The 14,785-nt window shown below is 65.0% G+C and carries 22 protein-coding genes; 10 read left to right on the top strand and 12 right to left on the bottom strand.

Annotated elements, in window-relative coordinates; genetic code table 11:
* Positions 1–52 precede the first annotated feature (52 nt).
* The 12 genes from KF796_19500 to KF796_19555 form a co-directional block, all read right to left on the bottom strand.
* Complete coding sequence (locus KF796_19500) at positions 53–217, bottom strand: hypothetical protein (GenBank protein MBX3588823.1); 165 nt, start codon at positions 215–217, stop codon at positions 53–55.
* A complete protein-coding gene (locus KF796_19505; GenBank protein ID MBX3588824.1) occupies positions 214–834 on the bottom strand; it encodes a DUF3164 family protein in 621 nt (206 codons plus the stop codon). Before KF796_19505 ends, KF796_19500 begins: the two co-directional genes overlap by 4 nt.
* A gap of 11 nt (positions 835–845) precedes the next feature.
* The gene (locus KF796_19510) at positions 846–1,166 is read right to left on the bottom strand and encodes a hypothetical protein (protein ID MBX3588825.1); all 321 of its coding nucleotides are present in this window, start codon (positions 1,164–1,166) and stop codon (positions 846–848) included.
* An 8-nt stretch (positions 1,167–1,174) separates the two neighbouring features.
* Positions 1,175–1,441 carry a hypothetical protein gene (locus KF796_19515; protein MBX3588826.1) on the bottom strand — a complete coding sequence of 89 codons (267 nt, stop codon included), beginning with the start codon at positions 1,439–1,441 and terminating at the stop codon, positions 1,175–1,177.
* Entirely contained in the window at positions 1,434–1,682 is a 249-nt protein-coding gene (locus tag KF796_19520) for a hypothetical protein (GenBank protein ID MBX3588827.1), read from the bottom strand. The genes KF796_19515 and KF796_19520 overlap by 8 nt, the downstream gene beginning before the upstream one ends.
* Positions 1,679–2,272: a hypothetical protein gene (locus KF796_19525; GenBank protein ID MBX3588828.1), complete on the bottom strand. Its 594-nt coding sequence runs from the start codon at positions 2,270–2,272 to the stop codon at positions 1,679–1,681. The genes KF796_19520 and KF796_19525 overlap by 4 nt, the downstream gene beginning before the upstream one ends.
* Complete coding sequence (locus KF796_19530) at positions 2,269–2,568, bottom strand: hypothetical protein (GenBank protein MBX3588829.1); 300 nt, start codon at positions 2,566–2,568, stop codon at positions 2,269–2,271. The genes KF796_19525 and KF796_19530 overlap by 4 nt, the downstream gene beginning before the upstream one ends.
* Positions 2,565–2,984: a hypothetical protein gene (locus KF796_19535; protein ID MBX3588830.1), complete on the bottom strand. Its 420-nt coding sequence runs from the start codon at positions 2,982–2,984 to the stop codon at positions 2,565–2,567. Before KF796_19535 ends, KF796_19530 begins: the two co-directional genes overlap by 4 nt.
* A complete protein-coding gene (locus tag KF796_19540; protein MBX3588831.1) occupies positions 2,981–3,622 on the bottom strand; it encodes a hypothetical protein in 642 nt (213 codons plus the stop codon). Before KF796_19540 ends, KF796_19535 begins: the two co-directional genes overlap by 4 nt.
* Entirely contained in the window at positions 3,623–4,384 is a 762-nt protein-coding gene (locus KF796_19545) for an ATP-binding protein (GenBank protein MBX3588832.1), read from the bottom strand.
* 67 nt (positions 4,385–4,451) lie between these two features.
* Positions 4,452–6,605: a transposase gene (locus tag KF796_19550; protein ID MBX3588833.1), complete on the bottom strand. Its 2,154-nt coding sequence runs from the start codon at positions 6,603–6,605 to the stop codon at positions 4,452–4,454.
* On the bottom strand, positions 6,602–6,907 hold the full coding sequence (locus KF796_19555; protein MBX3588834.1) for a helix-turn-helix domain-containing protein: 306 nt from the start codon (positions 6,905–6,907) through the stop codon (positions 6,602–6,604). The genes KF796_19550 and KF796_19555 overlap by 4 nt, the downstream gene beginning before the upstream one ends.
* A 285-nt stretch (positions 6,908–7,192) precedes the next feature.
* Here KF796_19555 and KF796_19560 point away from each other — a divergent pair, with 285 nt between their 5' ends.
* From KF796_19560 to KF796_19605, 10 genes are all read left to right on the top strand, one after another.
* Complete coding sequence (locus tag KF796_19560) at positions 7,193–7,783, top strand: helix-turn-helix transcriptional regulator (GenBank protein ID MBX3588835.1); 591 nt, start codon at positions 7,193–7,195, stop codon at positions 7,781–7,783.
* A 14-nt stretch (positions 7,784–7,797) separates the two neighbouring features.
* A complete protein-coding gene (locus tag KF796_19565; protein ID MBX3588836.1) occupies positions 7,798–7,992 on the top strand; it encodes a hypothetical protein in 195 nt (64 codons plus the stop codon).
* Between the two features lie 11 nt (positions 7,993–8,003).
* A complete protein-coding gene (locus KF796_19570; GenBank protein MBX3588837.1) occupies positions 8,004–8,306 on the top strand; it encodes an HNH endonuclease in 303 nt (100 codons plus the stop codon).
* Between the two features lie 165 nt (positions 8,307–8,471).
* Complete coding sequence (locus KF796_19575) at positions 8,472–8,951, top strand: glycoside hydrolase family protein (GenBank protein MBX3588838.1); 480 nt, start codon at positions 8,472–8,474, stop codon at positions 8,949–8,951.
* Positions 8,948–9,577 carry a hypothetical protein gene (locus KF796_19580; protein MBX3588839.1) on the top strand — a complete coding sequence of 210 codons (630 nt, stop codon included), beginning with the start codon at positions 8,948–8,950 and terminating at the stop codon, positions 9,575–9,577. The genes KF796_19575 and KF796_19580 overlap by 4 nt, the downstream gene beginning before the upstream one ends.
* Positions 9,561–9,845 carry a hypothetical protein gene (locus KF796_19585; protein MBX3588840.1) on the top strand — a complete coding sequence of 95 codons (285 nt, stop codon included), beginning with the start codon at positions 9,561–9,563 and terminating at the stop codon, positions 9,843–9,845. Before KF796_19580 ends, KF796_19585 begins: the two co-directional genes overlap by 17 nt.
* Before the next feature lie 6 nt (positions 9,846–9,851).
* Positions 9,852–10,358, top strand: a complete 507-nt coding sequence (locus KF796_19590) for a DUF1804 family protein (GenBank protein MBX3588841.1) — start codon at positions 9,852–9,854, stop codon at positions 10,356–10,358.
* Between the two features lie 191 nt (positions 10,359–10,549).
* Positions 10,550–12,217, top strand: a complete 1,668-nt coding sequence (gene terL / locus KF796_19595) for a phage terminase large subunit (protein MBX3588842.1) — start codon at positions 10,550–10,552, stop codon at positions 12,215–12,217.
* Positions 12,214–13,746, top strand: coding sequence for a hypothetical protein (locus tag KF796_19600; GenBank protein ID MBX3588843.1), 1,533 nt, complete (start codon positions 12,214–12,216; stop codon positions 13,744–13,746). Before terL ends, KF796_19600 begins: the two co-directional genes overlap by 4 nt.
* Entirely contained in the window at positions 13,721–14,641 is a 921-nt protein-coding gene (locus tag KF796_19605; protein ID MBX3588844.1) for a hypothetical protein, read from the top strand. The genes KF796_19600 and KF796_19605 overlap by 26 nt, the downstream gene beginning before the upstream one ends.
* Positions 14,642–14,785: the final 144 nt, after the last annotated feature.

Raw genomic sequence — 14,785 nt, forward strand, 5'->3', positions numbered from 1 at the left:
AAAAGGGCCCTGGCCGAAGCCAGGGGGTCGCCAACAACGACCAGTGGAGAAATCAGATATCGGTGGGTCCGATCTGGACCTTGACCGGCTCGGTGGAATGGGCCTCAGGCAGCAGGCCGGCCGCTGCCAGGCGAGCCCGGCAGGCATCGCAGAACGGTTGCTGCGTCGTGGCCTCGGCCAGTTCGCAGCCAGCGCAGATCAGGTGCGGGTCGTTCATACGCCGGCAACGTCCAGGACGATGGGCACGTATTCCCCTGAGGCGTCATCGCGCTCGTAGAAACGGACGTAAGCCTTGGTGCTGGCCACCCGGGTGCTGTCGCTGATGGCCTGCATGGCCTGCAGCCACTTCTCGTCGGTGATCTTCAGAGAGCGCAGGGCCAGCACCCGGCCGGTGTTGATCTTGCCGGCCTTGTCCACCTGGAACGCCTGGTTGACCAGCACCTTGATGTTGTCGTTGCTGCCCTTGGACCAGGTGTGGATGCACTCGTCAATCAGGGCCTTGGCCGCCTGCAGGCGCTCATCGAACACAAGGTTCTCGGCGACCTGCCGCGTGATCTTGTGACGGCCGTCGAACGACAGCAGCGTGACGTTGCCCTTGGCCCCGCCGGTCTTGACGTCGTATTCGGCCAGGCTGCGCTCGACAAAGTCGGCCACCGCCTGCATGGCCGCGAGTTTGAAGGCCAGGAGCGCCTCGCTTTGCTTCTTGGCCTGCGTGCACAGGTCGCGCACGGTCTTGCTGCGATCTTTGTCGATGTCCTTGATCTTGGACGTGGGGACCAGGTTGCCCTGGGCGTCTTCCCAGTAGCCGGCGGGAGTGGTTTTAACTTCGGTCATTTGGTGGTCTTTCAGGCTTGGTTGAGAAGTAGTTGCCCCTTCAGGGCAGGAGTGCATAGGGCCTCGAGATGGCGGACGATCCGCGCCTCGTGTTCCAGGCGTTTCTTGTGGAAGGCCAGCGTCTGCTGCAGCTCGTCCGGCGTGGTGGCGATGTAGTAGCCAGTCGATGGCGTTCCGCAAATCGCTACGCCCTCGTCACGCAGCGCACTGATGCCCTTGCGGATCTGGCGCGTACCGGTGCTGCCCAGCTCACGCGCCAGGTCCTTGGCGCGGATACCCTGTGCGCACCCAAGGTGGCGGCTGAGCGCGTTGAGAAGCTGAGCGGTCTGCATCACGGGCCTCAATGCAAGTGACGAGCTGGGCGGGCGGACGGATCCGCTTCGCCCGCCGTTTCAGAAGGCTGATTGCTGGCCTGTGCCAGTTCCTGGGCCGTGGCCCATGCCTGCGTCGCGCAGCCCCGTGTGCAACACGGGAAGTGAAGCGCCAATGACTTGTAGACCAGCATCAGGGCATCAAGCGTCACGGCGTGTTGCTCTTTGGCAATGACGCGGCTGATCTCGTTGGCGATGCGCCGCATTTCGTTCGCGTGCTGTTGGAGATCAGCCATGAGCGGCCTCCGGCTGGGCTGGCGCACTGTAGGTGTCACGCAGCGCGTCATAGGCCAGGGAGCCGGCATCGACGAGCGGCTGCAGCTCGATCCGCACGCGCGCCTCGGTCAGTTTGCTGGCAGCTGCGAGCGCGACCGTCGTGACAGTTGCCCCGCGCTTTGGCACCAGCGCAGTCAACGCAACCATGTACCCAGACAGGCTGGGATATGTCACGTCGTCGGCTTCGACATGGTGGATCATTCCGTTCTCCACGGCCGTGAGCTGTCGTCGTCGACCTTGCGCAGCGCGTACTTGCGCGTGGGGTGCTCCTTCTTGATGTGGTTGTACGCGTCGCGCAGTGCGGCCGCCTGGCGATGAGGCAGACACACGCTGTCGCCGATCTCCATCTTCAAGAGCACGCTGGCCGCGCCCTGGCCAAACTTCCCCCGCGAGACCGGCATCGGCACCCCTTTGTCGATCTGGACCGAGGCGAGGTCAAGGATGGGCACACGGCCCCGAAGGTTGGACGGTGGGCGTAGGGCCTGCACCAGGTCATCGCGAGGGCTGGGGCCTACCAGCGGCTCCAAGTCGGACGCAGGCGGCAACGCAGGGCCAGCGACGAAGACGACACTCGTGTCTGCCAGACGATCACGCTTCAGCCAGTCCTGCTCAATCAGCCGGCTCAAGTTGCCGTCGACGCTGGCGGGCAGCACCTGAAACTTCGCCACCACATCGTTGCGTGTGAGCTGCTCATCACGGTTCATGGCAAACCAGTAGCTCACGCGCGCAGCAATGGAACCTTTGAGTGGCTTGTACGCCCCGCCCGTTGGGCGTCCGATCTTGCTGCTCATGACTTCACCGCCTGCCGGTCGCACCAGCGCCAGAACTGAGCCGCCGCGACATTGGTGCTCTGCTGAGCGCCAATGACGGCATTCAATTCCCGATTGAGGGATGCCAGGCTGGCCCTGTGGAGTTCATGCTCGCGGTGGATGTAGAGGCTGATCTGCGCGGCACGGCGCCGCAGCCACCAGAGCTTCGCCGCGTAGATGACACCCACAGGGCCACCCAACAGCACCACCTGAAAAAGGCGGTGGGTGCCGCCACGGGCACGCGAGGCAGCTGCGCGTACTGAGTTAAAGAGCTTCATGTGTTCTCCTGGTTGCGGGACTTGCGCGGCTTGACCTCGCGCGCGATCGGCGGCGCGGTATGCGCCTTGTGTGGGCACCGCTGGCAGGCTTGCCAGTGCTGCATGTCACCCGGACTACCAGCCGGCGCGGGCCGGTGTGCGTAGGCCCGGCACTGGTCGGCCGTGATCTCCACGGCGTGGTCGCCGAACCCGGTTTGCTCGGACAGATGCGGGCATGGGTAGCGGCCAAAGGTGTGGACCACCTTCTCGGCCACGTTGTCCGTGCTGGCTGTGCCCTGGCCGTACTTGCCAGAGCCGTTCAGCACCTGGCTGATGACCGGTGCGCTCAAGCCCAGCATCAGGGCCAGCTTGGCGCGCTTGTGCGTCTTCCCGGCGGCCTGCAGCAGCGCAAACCAGGGTTCCTTCATGTAGCTCATGCGACCTTCTTCTTGGGGGGGCAATGGGGCGGCACAGGGCCGCAATCGTTGACAAGGACGTAGCGCTTGAAGCCGTTGCTGGTGCCGTGGGCGTTGACGCGCTGCGCGCTCTCGGCCAGCGCGCCGGCATCGACCCAGCGATGGAAGTACCGGCGCGCCGTCTTGGCGGCCTGTGACACATCGCCGCCCGCGTCCACCAGGGTCGCGGCAGCGGTCTCGGCGTCCAGCAGCTTGCGGGCGCGCATCAGTGCCCACAGCCGCGCCACGAATGTGTGGGGCTGGACGGCCTTGCGCTGGGCGTGCGGGCCTTTGGGGCCGCTCTTGTGCACGTGCCCCGCTACGGTGGCTCGGATGGCCTCTGCGCCCTGTTTCGTGACCGTGTATTCGCCGATCGTCTGCCCGCTGGCGACATCGACCCGGCGCTCGCAGGTGACCACGCCCAGGGCACATAGGCGCGTGGTGGCCGTGGCGCGCTTGCGTTGCAGCTTGAGCTGGGGCACCCAGGCGTCCAGGTCGGCAGAGGTGAACACGCTGCCCTGGCGCAGGCCGCGCGCCGCCATTGCGGCCAGGGCGGCCGCTGTAACCCAGCGCAAATCGTCTGCGCCAGGTGCGTTGGCAGTGATGGCCGAGGCGCCCATTTAGTCGCCCCGGCGCTTTCCGAGGGCCACGCCGGAGAATTCCGTGCACAGCGCCTTGCCCTTGACGTCGCCAAGGGTGACCTTCTTCCAGCCATTGGCCTCGGCCCACTGCTCGATGTTGGCGATGGCGTTGAGGACCAGGCGCATGCGACCACTCGCCTGCCGGTGGATTTCCTCGATCAAGGCATCGTCCATCGGCAGGGCCGGCGCGTTCTGCGCGGTGCCCTGGGTGGCCTTGGCGGTCACGGTGGCCTTCACGTCGCCGAGGCTGAGCGGCTCGAACTCCACCACCTTGGCCACCCGGCTGGCGATGTGGCCATAGCGGGCCACTTTCATGGGGAAGTGCTCCATCCCGACCAGGAAGCACATGGTGCCGGTCACGTCGGTGATGTCGCGCAGGACTTCGAGCAGGCTGGCGGTGCTGCGCACCAGGTGGTCGGCCTCGTCAACGATGATCGGGACCATGTCGATGCCGATCTTGGTGATGATGCGTGCCTGCACCTCCTGATTGCGACCACCCTTGGCCAGACCCATCGCGTCGGCCAGCTCGTCCAGCAGCGCGCGCTTGGTCCAGGTCTCCTTGGCCCGCACGAAGACGTAGCCGCTGTCTGCCGCCCACCGCTCCGTCAGCTTGCTCTTGCCGACGCCGAACACGCCTTTGATGATGACGAGGCCAGCCTCGCGGGCGCCGCGCCTTGCGACCAGCTTTTCCGCATCGCGCAGGCGGCGGAAGTTGTCGGTTTGAACGAATCCTTGTTTCATGTCATGATCCCCACGTGTTGAAGTTGCTCTGCTGTAACCAATGCACACGCTCGGTGAGGCGGCAACCTCACCGGGCACTCTTAAAACCTGCTGCCTCGTCGTTCCAGTCCATGCCACGGCTGGTGAAGTAGTCCCGCAGCCCCTCGTAGTCCTCCCCCTGCACGTAGCCCGAGATCCAGGCGGCGTCGTCGCTCGACCAGTCGTCGCGGTGGCGCATCAGCCACTCGTAGCGCTCGCTGGGCGCATCGAAGAAAGGCCTGCCCGCAGCGGTTTGCACCGGCTGCGCCCCTGGGGGCAAAAGTAAAGGGAGGGAGGAGACAGACACCTCCAGGGGGGGCACCACCACCACGGGGGCGGATGGTTCCGGCAGGGCAAAAACGTTCGCGGGGCTGTATGTGCCCTGCAGCTCGCGCTGAGCAAGCTCGATCTGGCCTTCGCGCCGCTTGACGGCTGCAGCCACACGCTTCTCGCGCGCCATCTGGACCACGGGCTTGGGGAAGTAGTCGATGCGGTTGGCGTTCCACCGCGCCTCGCAGACAAACTCGCCATCTGTGGTGAAGACCATGACGAAGGCCGGGTCGTGAATGTCGTAGTGCACACGCACCTGCTCGCCATCCACCGACATGAGGTCGTTGGAGAAGTAGGTCTGATTCAGGAAGGTGACCTCGCCGCGCTTGGCGGTGCGCAGCACGGCCGGCATGAACAGCATGCGCAGCTCCAGCTCGCCCAGCTTGTGCTGCAGGCTTGGATCCAGCATGGCGGCCCAGGCCTCGGCCGGCGTCATGTGCTTGCCTTGGCCGTTCTTGGGCAGGCTGCGGTGGCGGTGCTCGTGGTTGTACTTGTCCACGGCCGCCTGGACGGCATCGATGAACTGCTTCCACGTGGGGGCCTTGTGGCTGAGCTGGATCACCTCGCCCGTGGTCTCGGCCCGCCTGATTGCCCGCTGCTCCTTGGCCAGCTCGGCACTGACCTTGCGCAGCGTGTTGCTGTCCACGTCCTTGCCCTGGTAGGAGCCGAACTGGCGGGCGCAGTTGATCATGTGGGTGCGCCAGCCGCGTTCGATCAAGCCGTGGCCCTGCGGGTGTCCGGCAATGCCGGTTCGGTGGTCGGCACCCAGGCGCGCGATGATGCCGGTTACAGGGCAGTCCATCTGCTTGGCTGTTTCGCCCGCGCCGTTGTCGCTGTAGACGATGGCGGGGGTGCCGCAGCGGCCGACCGCGTGGCGCAGCGCGTCGCCCACCGCGATCACGTTCTCACTCAGCGCCACGGACCAGCCGCAGATCATGCGTGTGGCCGCGTCTTTGACGACGGTCACTTCGGGCGCGAATGGCGCGCCGTGGTCAGGGTGGCGCACCTTGGCTTTGAAGGTGTGCCCGTCAATCAGCCAGACGTCCAGCGGCTTTAACACGCTGGTGTCGCGCCTCTTGAATGGCAGCTTGGCGGCGCGCTCGGCGCCTGAGTGCCGGGCCTTGATCAGGTCGACCCGGTTGACCTTGGGCAAGGCGCGCCGGGCGCGGGCGTACAGGTTGCGCCAGGCGTCGGGCTCGTTGCCCAGCTCGGTGTTGACCTCCATCGCGGCGGCGCTCAGGTTGCGGTACCGGGCGTCCTTGCTGTGATACCGACCCAGCACGGCGGCCACGTCGTCGCCGACCTCGATGGCGCTGGCATCAGCCTGGGCGGGCAGCAAGCCCCACCATCCTTGGGTGCGGTGGGTGCTGAGCCAGCGCAGCAAAGTGCGCTGGCTGACAGATGCATCCCGGGGGCGCTGATTGGCCGTGCGGGCCGTGGCCAGCAGTTCGGCGCTGGCCTGGCCGCTGGCCAGCTGCAAAGACAACAGGGAGGCGCTGCGCTTGGTGCCCTGCATCCCGGCCAGCTCTTCGAGCCGGGCGATCAGCATGACCCGGGCATCGGCGACGGCCTTGTCGGCCTGGCTGGGTGGCCGGCGGGCACCCACAGGGACCGGGAGGTTTACAGGCGCTGACTCAGGCGAGGCGGTTTCGGCGTGTGCGGCCACCACCGACACAGCCTGGGCGATCTTGTCGATCATCAGGGCCTGGCGCGTCTCAGCGGGCAGCGCAGTGCAGTCGTATTCCTGGCCACCACCCCGGCCGGCGCGGGAACGGATGGGCACCTGCAGCTGCGCCAGCTTGTCGCGGGTGCGGCGCTCGGAGCCCGGCATGCCCGGCAGGCCGGCGAGTTCGCGTGCGGTGAGCCAGGTCATGCGCGTGCCTCAATGACGATGCGGCCCGTGCGTGTAACGGAGATATTGCGCGTGCGCTTCTTGGCGTTGGTGCGCGGCTCCTTGTAGCGGCTAGGCCAAATTTCATCGGCTTTCATGTCCAGCGCCTTGGCAACGATCTGCTCGGCCGCCCACCAATGCGTGGACAGGACGCGCTGAAAGTGGGAGTACCCGTGCTCCTTTGCCAACTTACGAAGGGTGACACCTCTCTTTTCGAGTGCGGCCTTGATGTCCGCAGGGTGCCAATCAGCGTCCGCTGTACATTTTTTTGTGTCCATGAGCATGATGATAGACACATTCGAGTGCATCAGCAAGCTCCGTAGATACCCGTATGAGTGTTTTCGACCACAAATGTGTATTTGTCACAACTCAATCTCCTCCGAAAGGGGGATGTGCTCGGCGTGGCTGCATGATTTAATGTGTCCATGAACACACAAAAGGGTGTACCTACGCACCACGCTGTTGAAGATGTTCGCGGGTTCTATGACGTGAAGGCCGACGCGGACGGCGATCGCATCTCGGCGTATTCACACGAGATTGGTGATCGCATCCGCGCGTGCCGTGGATCGATGGCGCGCAAGGACTTCGCTGACAAGCTGCATGTCCACATCAACACAATTGGGAAGCTGGAGCGCGGCGAGACCTTGCCTGACGCGGCCCAGCTCATGCGGATAGCGGAGCTTGGCGAGCACTCGGTGCAGTGGCTCGTAACAGGCAGGGATGCGCGCATGAGCGCATCAGACGAGTTCGTCCTGGTCGACATGCTGGACGTCAAGGCCAGCGCGGGCGGTGGCTCACTGAATGGCGACCATGACGTGATCGGTCAGTTTGCTTTTCGCAAGGCTTGGCTGCGCAGCAAGGGCATCGCCGCCGACCACTCGAAAATCATCCGGGCGCGAGGCGACTCAATGGCCGACAAGATCAACGACGGCGATATCCTGCTGGTCAACACGGCCGCCCGGACCATGCAGCAAGACGGCATCTATGTGATCGAGCTAGATGGCCTTGACTATGTGAAACTTCTGCAGCGAGACTTTGCGACAGGTGGGCTGCAGATCATCAGCTACAACCAGGCATACAAGCCGCAGCACCTGCCGCCAGAGAAGGCGGCTGAGCTGCGGATATCGGGCCACGTGGTGTGGCACGGCGGGGAACTTTGACAAGGAGGATGGCGATGAAGACTTCAGATCGGATCACGCTATGGACGCTCGCCATCGGAGTGGCGGCCTGTGTTGGTGTGTACGTGCTCTACCCCGGTGCCCATTGGGCCTGGTACGTGGGAATCGGCCTCGGTACGCTCATCGGCATCCCCAAGGCCATCGAGAACGCGGCCCGCGACAAAGTTGCCCGGCAAATCGTCGACCAGTGAAGCTCCGCGTTATGCGGTCGCTTGCGCTGGCACTGGCCTGCGCGATCGCGGTGCCAGTAGCCGCTGGCGTTCGGCGATCGGCGGCCGAGGTGCAAGCGTTCAAGCGGCATCACCCATGCCCTTCGACCGGGCAGCGCCGTGGATCCTGCCCCGGCTACCAGGTAGACCACATCGTGCCGCTGTGTGCGGCCGGCCCGGACGAGCAAAGCAACATGCAGTGGCTGTCCGTCGAGGCCCACAGGATCAAGACGCGCACCGACGTGCGTGAGTGCCGCCGGCTCAAGGCCAAGCCCCGCACCCCTGTGCTACCCTAAAAAAAGACAAAACCCGCTTTGAGGCCGACACGCGTCGGCCTTAGTTTTTGGGGGTATGCCCGGCACAGTCCGGGGATGCTTTTCAGATCCACCCGACGTGCCATTGGTAGCCTGCGCCGACAGCTCGGCCGCGCTGCAGGCGTCCTGCGCGTTGCTGTCGCGGCCATGTCGGTGTCGGCGGCTGGATTCGGCGCCTGGATGGTGTCGGAGGGATTCGTCGACAAGGCCATGATCCCCACCAAGGGGGACGTGCCGACGATCGGCTACGGATCCACCAGGTACGAAGACGGCCGCCCTGTGAAGCTGGGCGACACCATCACACGCCAGCGCGCGACCGATCTTGCGCGCAACCTCATGAACGCCGAGGTGCGGCGCTTCGTCGCCTCCCTGCCGGGCGCCAAGCTGTACCCGGACGAGTTCGACCTGTACATGGACTTTGTCGGGCAATACGGCATGCCCACATGGCAGGCATCAACCATGCGGCGAGAGATCCTGGCGGGCAACTACGTCGCGGCCTGTAACGCCCTCTTGCGTTACCGATTTGCCGCCGGCTACGACTGCAGCACCCCGGGCAACAAGCGGTGCTGGGGCGTGTGGGAGCGACAGCTCAAGCGACACAAGCAGTGCATGGCGGTGCAGCAATGACGGCCGCCCGCGCACTGGCCCTGCTTGTGGCCGTGATCGCCCTTGTGACGGGCGGATACCAGTGGGGCGCGCGCGCCACCAACAACGCCTGGCAGGCCAAGCAGGCCGAGCGGAACGCCCAGGCCCAGGCCGACTACCAGGCAGAAGCGCTGCGGGCCGACCAGGCCACCACGCTCTACCTGACCGAACACCGAGACCAGGAGGAACGCTATGAACAGCTTCAGGATCGCTTCAAGGATCTGCGTGCGCGCAATGGCCTGTACAGCGCGCCGCGTGTGGTGCCGCCTGTGGCGGCTGCAGACGCAGCCCCTGCCGCAGACGCCACGGCGCCGGGGTGCCTGGTCATACAGGTTGCCGAACCTGATGAGCCTCCTCCTTTCAACCTGGGCGCTATCCGGATGTGGAACAGTGCCCTCGCCGGGCGTGACGTGCCCGCTGGTGCCTGCGGCGCTGCTGCAGCTGCCAGCGGAACCGAAGCTGCTTGCGCCGAAAGCTCAGGCCTCTACGCCGACGACGCCTGGGACAACCACGAAGCCAACGCCAAGTCCTGCGCCGAAGACCGCGCCCGGTACCGCCATCTGATTGAGTTTCTCAAGGGAAAGAAGACCAATGCCCAACAACAATGAAGGTTTCCAACGCGACGAGCTGATCCTGCTCGGGCGCATCGACGGCAAGCTCGACGGCCTGAAGGACCAGCTCAACACCGAGATGGCGGGGGTCAACGACAGGCTGGACGAGCAAGCAGGCCAGCTCACGGCCTTGGACGCGCGCCTGCGCACGGTCGAACAAAAGGCCGCAGTGCTGGGCGCGGCCTCGGGCGGGGCAATGGCTCTGGGTGTGGCCTTGATTGTCGAAGGCGCAAAGGCCTGGTGGACGTCGCGAGGCGGCCAGTAAGCAGCAATGGCTCACGCAACGGAGAAGCGCACCCAACTACGCAGCCTGTACGTTTACCAGCGGCTGGCGATGGACGCGGCCTGCAAGAAGCTGGGCGTGCCCCGGAGCACGGCCAACCGCTGGAAGCAAGATGCCGCCGACCAGGGCGACGACTGGGACACGGCCCGCACGGCCGTGGCGATGGGCGACGAGACTTTCAGTAACCTGGCCAAGCGCCTGCTGGAAGACTACCTGGTGCAGCACCAGGCCACGATGGACTTGCTCAAGAGCAACGACAGCAAGGAGCTGACCGCCATGCAGCGCGCCGAGATCCTGGCGAGCATGGGCGACAGCCTGAACAAGACCATGAACAGCTTCAAGCGCCTGGCGCCGGAACTGAACCGCCAGGCCATCGGGCTGGACGTGCTGCAGCGCCTGGCGCAGTTTGCGCAGACCAAGCACCCGAAGCACGTGCCCGCCCTGCTGGCCATCCTGGAGCCGTTTGGGGCCGAGCTGGCCAAGGCGTACGCCTGAGAGGCAGTCATGGCATTGCACATGCACGAACCTGATCGGGAGATCGGCCTGCAGGTCGTTGTCGCATGGTGGCCAGGGTATTGGCGCCTCTGGCCAGAGTGGGGCACGCAGCCCCCGCCGGGCTGGCGCGCCGGCTGGACGTTTACCTGGTTGTTCCTGAGCATCCAACGCTGGTGGCGGTACGTCTGAGCATGGCCAAGAGCAGTAAACAGTTCCTCGACGGCCTGGCCGAGCTGGCCGAGAGTCTGCGCAAGCAGATCGACGCGGATCTCGACGGGTGGGACACCAGCCCGGACGCGATCGCCGAGCGACGCCGCAAGGTGTTCGACCCTGTAACCGGGTTTGAGTACTTCGACCGGACCTACTTCCCTCACTACGGCAAAGCCGAGCCCAGTGAGATGCACAAGTACGTCTATCGGCGGATCCCGCAGATCGTCCATTCGGCTCAAGGTCAGCGGGACGCAATGGCCGCTCCCCGTGGCGAGGCCAAGTCCACCAAGATCAGCATGAGCGCAGTGCTCTGGATGCTGCTCACGGGCGTGAAGTGGTACCCGATCATCGTGATGGATGCCTTTGAGCAGGCGGCCGAGATGCTGGAGGCGATCAAGGCCGAGTACGAGGCAAACCCGCGCCTGGCCAGCGACTTTCCTGACCAGGTCGGCCAAGGCCCAGTCTGGCGGGCTGGTGTGATCGTGACGCGTGACGGCCGCAAGGTGGAAGCCTTTGGCTCGAACAAGAAGATCCGCGGACGCCGGCACGGCCCCCACCGCCCCGACTTCGCCGTACTGGATGACATCGAGAACGACGAGAACGTCAACACGCCCGCGCAACGCGACAAGCTGGAACGGTTCGTGACCAAGGGTGTGCTGAACCTCGGCCCGCCCGACGACAGCATGGATGCGTTCCTGGTCGGCACCGTGCTGCACTATGACAGCGTGTTGGCGCGCTTCCTGCGCAACCCCCTGTGGAACCGCAAGGTGTTCAAGGCCGTCATCCAGTGGCCCAGCAATATGCAGCTGTGGGAGGAGTTCGAAGGGCTGTTGCTCAATGCCGAGGATCCCCAGGCTGGCATGAGTGCGGCAATGGCGCTGTACCACCAGCACCAGGCCGAGATGGACCACGGCGCGGTCGTGAGCTGGCCCGCAGTGCGCCCGCTGGTCAAGCTGATGATCAAGCGGGCACGCGAGGGGCACGATGCCTTTGACTCTGAGCAGCAGAACGACCCGACCAGCGGCGACGACGCCCCTTTTGCCAACAGCATCCGCTTCTGGGTGAACCGGCTGGCCGAGTGGGTGATGTACGGCGCATGCGACCCGTCGCTCGGCCGCCAAGGCGCCAGCCGCGACCCGAGCGCCCTGGGCGTGGGCGGCTTCAACCGTGAGACGGGCGTGATGGACGTGGTGGAAGCGCTGATCAAGAAGCGCACACCAGACCGGATCATCAGCGACCTGATCGAGCTGCAGCGGGAATACGCTTGCGTCGTCTGGGGCGTCGAGGCGGTCCAGTTCCAGGAGTTCCTGCGCACCGAGCTGATCAAGCGCAGCGCGGCCTTGGGCGTGCCGGTGCCGGCGCGCGCGCTGATCCCGATCACCGACAAGGTGCTGCGCATCGAGTCGCTGCAGCCGCACATGCACAACGGCCTGATCCGGCTGCACAGCAGCCAGACCACGCTGATCCACCAGTTCAAGCACTTCCCCAAGGCCGACCACGACGACGGCCCGGACATGGTGCAGATGCTCTGGATGCTGGCAGTTACAGGAGGCGTTGCCGCTGCAGCGCAGTCCGCCGACACAACACAACAATCTGCGCGCGACCGTTATGGCCGTCAGGCGGCGCGCATGTTCAGGAGATCATCATGAGCCTTCGTACCCGCATTGCCGGATGGTTGCGAGGGGCTGACCCCGTCGCAGACACTGCCGACCTGCCGCCCACTCCTTCTGCACAGCAGACCACTGCCCGCGTGACCGAGGCGGCGGGCGCACAGAGCGGCGACGAGCCCGGATACAGGCGTCTGAGCGGCGAAGGCGTCAGCAAGTACAACGATCGCGACCTCGCGCCCGTGGCACAGGATCGGATGGCCAAGCTGGCCGAGTTCCTGTGGCAAAGCAACCTGCTGGCCAACCGACTGGTGGAGCTGCCGCTGGCCTACCTGCTGGCCGAGGGCGTGACGCTGCAGTGTGAAGACCCCGAGCATCAGAAGCTGCTGGACAAATTCTGGAACGATCCGATCAACAACTGGCCATTGAAGCTGCCCGGCCGTGTGCGCGGCCTGAGTCTGCTGGGCGAGCAGTGCTACATCCTGAACGTCAACAGCGCCAGCGGCTTCACCCGCCTGGGTTATCTGGATCCGCGCCAGATCGCCACCGTGGTGATGGATCCGGGCAACCCCGAGCAGCCGATTGGCGTTGTGACCAAGAAGGACACCAGGGGCCGCAGCTACAAGTACCAGGTGGCCCTCCCGGGCAAAGACGAAGAGCTGTTCAGTGCAGCGACGATCAAGATCCGTGAAGAAGACTTCAAGGACGGAGAGTGCCTGCTGTACCAGATCAACAAGCTGCCCAACGGCAGCAGGGGCCGCAGTGACTTGCTGGCCCAGATGGACTGGCTGGACGCCTATGACGAGTTCCTGTTCAACGAGCTGGACCGCATCAGCTATCTGCGCAGCTTCGTGTGGGACGTGACGATGAAAGGTAGCGATCCCAAGGCCGTGGAAGAGTACGAAAAGAAGTTCAAGGCCCCTGCAGCCAACAGCAAGTTCGTTCACAACGACCAGATTGAGCTGAAAGCGATCACGCCCGAGCTGCAGGCTGCAGACACAAGCGAAAGCGCCCGCTTGCTGCGCAACCACGTGCTGGGCGGTGCCACCGTTCCGGAGCACTGGTTTGGGGGCGGCGGCGACGTGAACAGGGCCGCCGCCAGCGAGATGGACGGCCCGACCATGAAGATCTACACGGCGCGCCAGTCCATGCTGAAGCTGATGCTGGAGGAGATTGGCCGCATCGTGATCATCAAGGGGGCGCGCCTCGAATCAGAGGCCGACGACGAACGGTGCAAGGTCACTGCGGTGTTCCCGGAGCTGGCGAACAAGGACTTGACCAAGTTCGCCTCGGCGATGAGCACGGTGGCCACCACGGTGGTGATGATGATCGACAACGACCTGCTCACCCAGGAGCGCGGCCTGCAACTGGTGGCCGACGTGGCAGCACGGTTCGGCCAGCAGATCGACGCAAAGGCTGAGCTGGCCAAGGCAAAGGAAGAGGCCACCCAGCGCAAGAAGGAACGCGCCAAGGATGACGCGTTTGCCCTGACGGCCGACGAGCGCGCGGCAATGGCGGCCGGCCAGCGTGATCCCAAGGCAAAGCGTGACGCCGCAGCAGCAAGCGTTTGAAGCCGCTCTGAAGGAGCGCCTGGGCGAGCGGGGCCGCGTCCTGTTGGCAGGCAACCAGAGGGTGATAGGTGAGCTGGCGAGTGTGCGCGTCCAGATCCTGACGCTGCTGGCCAGCCAGCCCGCTGACTGGCAGCAGTGGCAGCTGACGCAGATCCTTGACCAGGTGACCACGCTCCTGGCCGGCGCTACGGGCCGCGCAGCCACGGTAGCGGACGGCGCGTTGCGCGAGCTGTGGCAACAGGGCGAAGACATTGTGGACAAGCCGCTGGCGGCCGCCGGCCTGAATGTGGAGATGCAGTTGCCGCTGCTCGATACCCAGATGCTGACCAGTCTGCGCCGCTTCACTGAACTTCGCCTGAAAGACGTTGGCGCCGAGGCAAGCCGCAAAATCGGAAATCAGCTGAGCCTGGTCACCCTTGGGGCCAGCACCCCGTTCGCCGCCATGCAGGCCGTGCAGCGCCTGCTGGGCACCGAGAGCCCCCAGCGCGCCGCCACCATCGTGCGCACAGAGGTGGGGCGGGCATTTGCCCTGGCCACCAACCAGCGGCAAGAACAGGCGGTGGCCATCGTGCCGGGCCTGCAGAAGCAGTGGCGGCGCAGCGGCAAGATCCACAGTCGGTGGAATCACGACGCGATCGACGGCCAGGTGGTCGACGTGTCCAAGCCCTTCGTCCTGCCCAGCAACAACGGGCCGGTGAAGATGATGCACCCGCACGACCCCACGGCGCCGATCGAGGAGGTGATCAACTGCGGGTGCCTGTCGCTGCCGTTCATGAAAAACTGGCAGGTGATGACGCCGGGGGCCAAACCGTTCACCGGCCGGGAGCTGCAGCTTGATGGGCGAAAGGCCGCCCTGGACCAGGCGGCAAAACGCGCCGGCATGCGCCAGAGTTAAAGGGTTTTGGGTTTTAGGGCCTACAACGCGCTGGAGGCCATCGACGCCACAACCGTACCGGGATCGCCGCAGACCCCCTTTAACCATGCTTTAACTCAAGCCGAACCGGCACTTTTGACCCCGACCGACCTGGCAGGATTCACA

The sequence above is a fragment of the Ramlibacter sp. genome, assembly GCA_019635435.1.
Taxonomy (GTDB): domain Bacteria; phylum Pseudomonadota; class Gammaproteobacteria; order Burkholderiales; family Burkholderiaceae_C; genus JAHBZM01.

Bases quoted from the DNA above. Each gene is read 5' to 3' on its own strand.
- KF796_19500 (MBX3588823.1), bottom strand. From the start codon at position 217: ATGAACGACCCGCACCTGATCTGCGCTGGCTGCGAACTGGCCGAGGCC.
- KF796_19505 (MBX3588824.1), bottom strand. From the start codon at position 834: ATGACCGAAGTTAAAACCACTCCCGCCGGCTACTGGGAAGACGCCCAG.
- KF796_19510 (MBX3588825.1), bottom strand. From the start codon at position 1,166: ATGCAGACCGCTCAGCTTCTCAACGCGCTCAGCCGCCACCTTGGGTGC.
- KF796_19515 (MBX3588826.1), bottom strand. From the start codon at position 1,441: ATGGCTGATCTCCAACAGCACGCGAACGAAATGCGGCGCATCGCCAAC.
- KF796_19520 (MBX3588827.1), bottom strand. From the start codon at position 1,682: ATGATCCACCATGTCGAAGCCGACGACGTGACATATCCCAGCCTGTCT.
- KF796_19525 (MBX3588828.1), bottom strand. From the start codon at position 2,272: ATGAGCAGCAAGATCGGACGCCCAACGGGCGGGGCGTACAAGCCACTC.
- KF796_19530 (MBX3588829.1), bottom strand. From the start codon at position 2,568: ATGAAGCTCTTTAACTCAGTACGCGCAGCTGCCTCGCGTGCCCGTGGC.
- KF796_19535 (MBX3588830.1), bottom strand. From the start codon at position 2,984: ATGAGCTACATGAAGGAACCCTGGTTTGCGCTGCTGCAGGCCGCCGGG.
- KF796_19540 (MBX3588831.1), bottom strand. From the start codon at position 3,622: ATGGGCGCCTCGGCCATCACTGCCAACGCACCTGGCGCAGACGATTTG.
- KF796_19545 (MBX3588832.1), bottom strand. From the start codon at position 4,384: ATGAAACAAGGATTCGTTCAAACCGACAACTTCCGCCGCCTGCGCGAT.
- KF796_19550 (MBX3588833.1), bottom strand. From the start codon at position 6,605: ATGACCTGGCTCACCGCACGCGAACTCGCCGGCCTGCCGGGCATGCCG.
- KF796_19555 (MBX3588834.1), bottom strand. From the start codon at position 6,907: ATGCTCATGGACACAAAAAAATGTACAGCGGACGCTGATTGGCACCCT.
- KF796_19560 (MBX3588835.1), top strand. From the start codon at position 7,193: ATGGCGCGCAAGGACTTCGCTGACAAGCTGCATGTCCACATCAACACA.
- KF796_19565 (MBX3588836.1), top strand. From the start codon at position 7,798: ATGAAGACTTCAGATCGGATCACGCTATGGACGCTCGCCATCGGAGTG.
- KF796_19570 (MBX3588837.1), top strand. From the start codon at position 8,004: ATGCGGTCGCTTGCGCTGGCACTGGCCTGCGCGATCGCGGTGCCAGTA.
- KF796_19575 (MBX3588838.1), top strand. From the start codon at position 8,472: ATGTCGGTGTCGGCGGCTGGATTCGGCGCCTGGATGGTGTCGGAGGGA.
- KF796_19580 (MBX3588839.1), top strand. From the start codon at position 8,948: ATGACGGCCGCCCGCGCACTGGCCCTGCTTGTGGCCGTGATCGCCCTT.
- KF796_19585 (MBX3588840.1), top strand. From the start codon at position 9,561: ATGCCCAACAACAATGAAGGTTTCCAACGCGACGAGCTGATCCTGCTC.
- KF796_19590 (MBX3588841.1), top strand. From the start codon at position 9,852: ATGGCTCACGCAACGGAGAAGCGCACCCAACTACGCAGCCTGTACGTT.
- terL (MBX3588842.1), top strand. From the start codon at position 10,550: ATGGCCAAGAGCAGTAAACAGTTCCTCGACGGCCTGGCCGAGCTGGCC.
- KF796_19600 (MBX3588843.1), top strand. From the start codon at position 12,214: ATGAGCCTTCGTACCCGCATTGCCGGATGGTTGCGAGGGGCTGACCCC.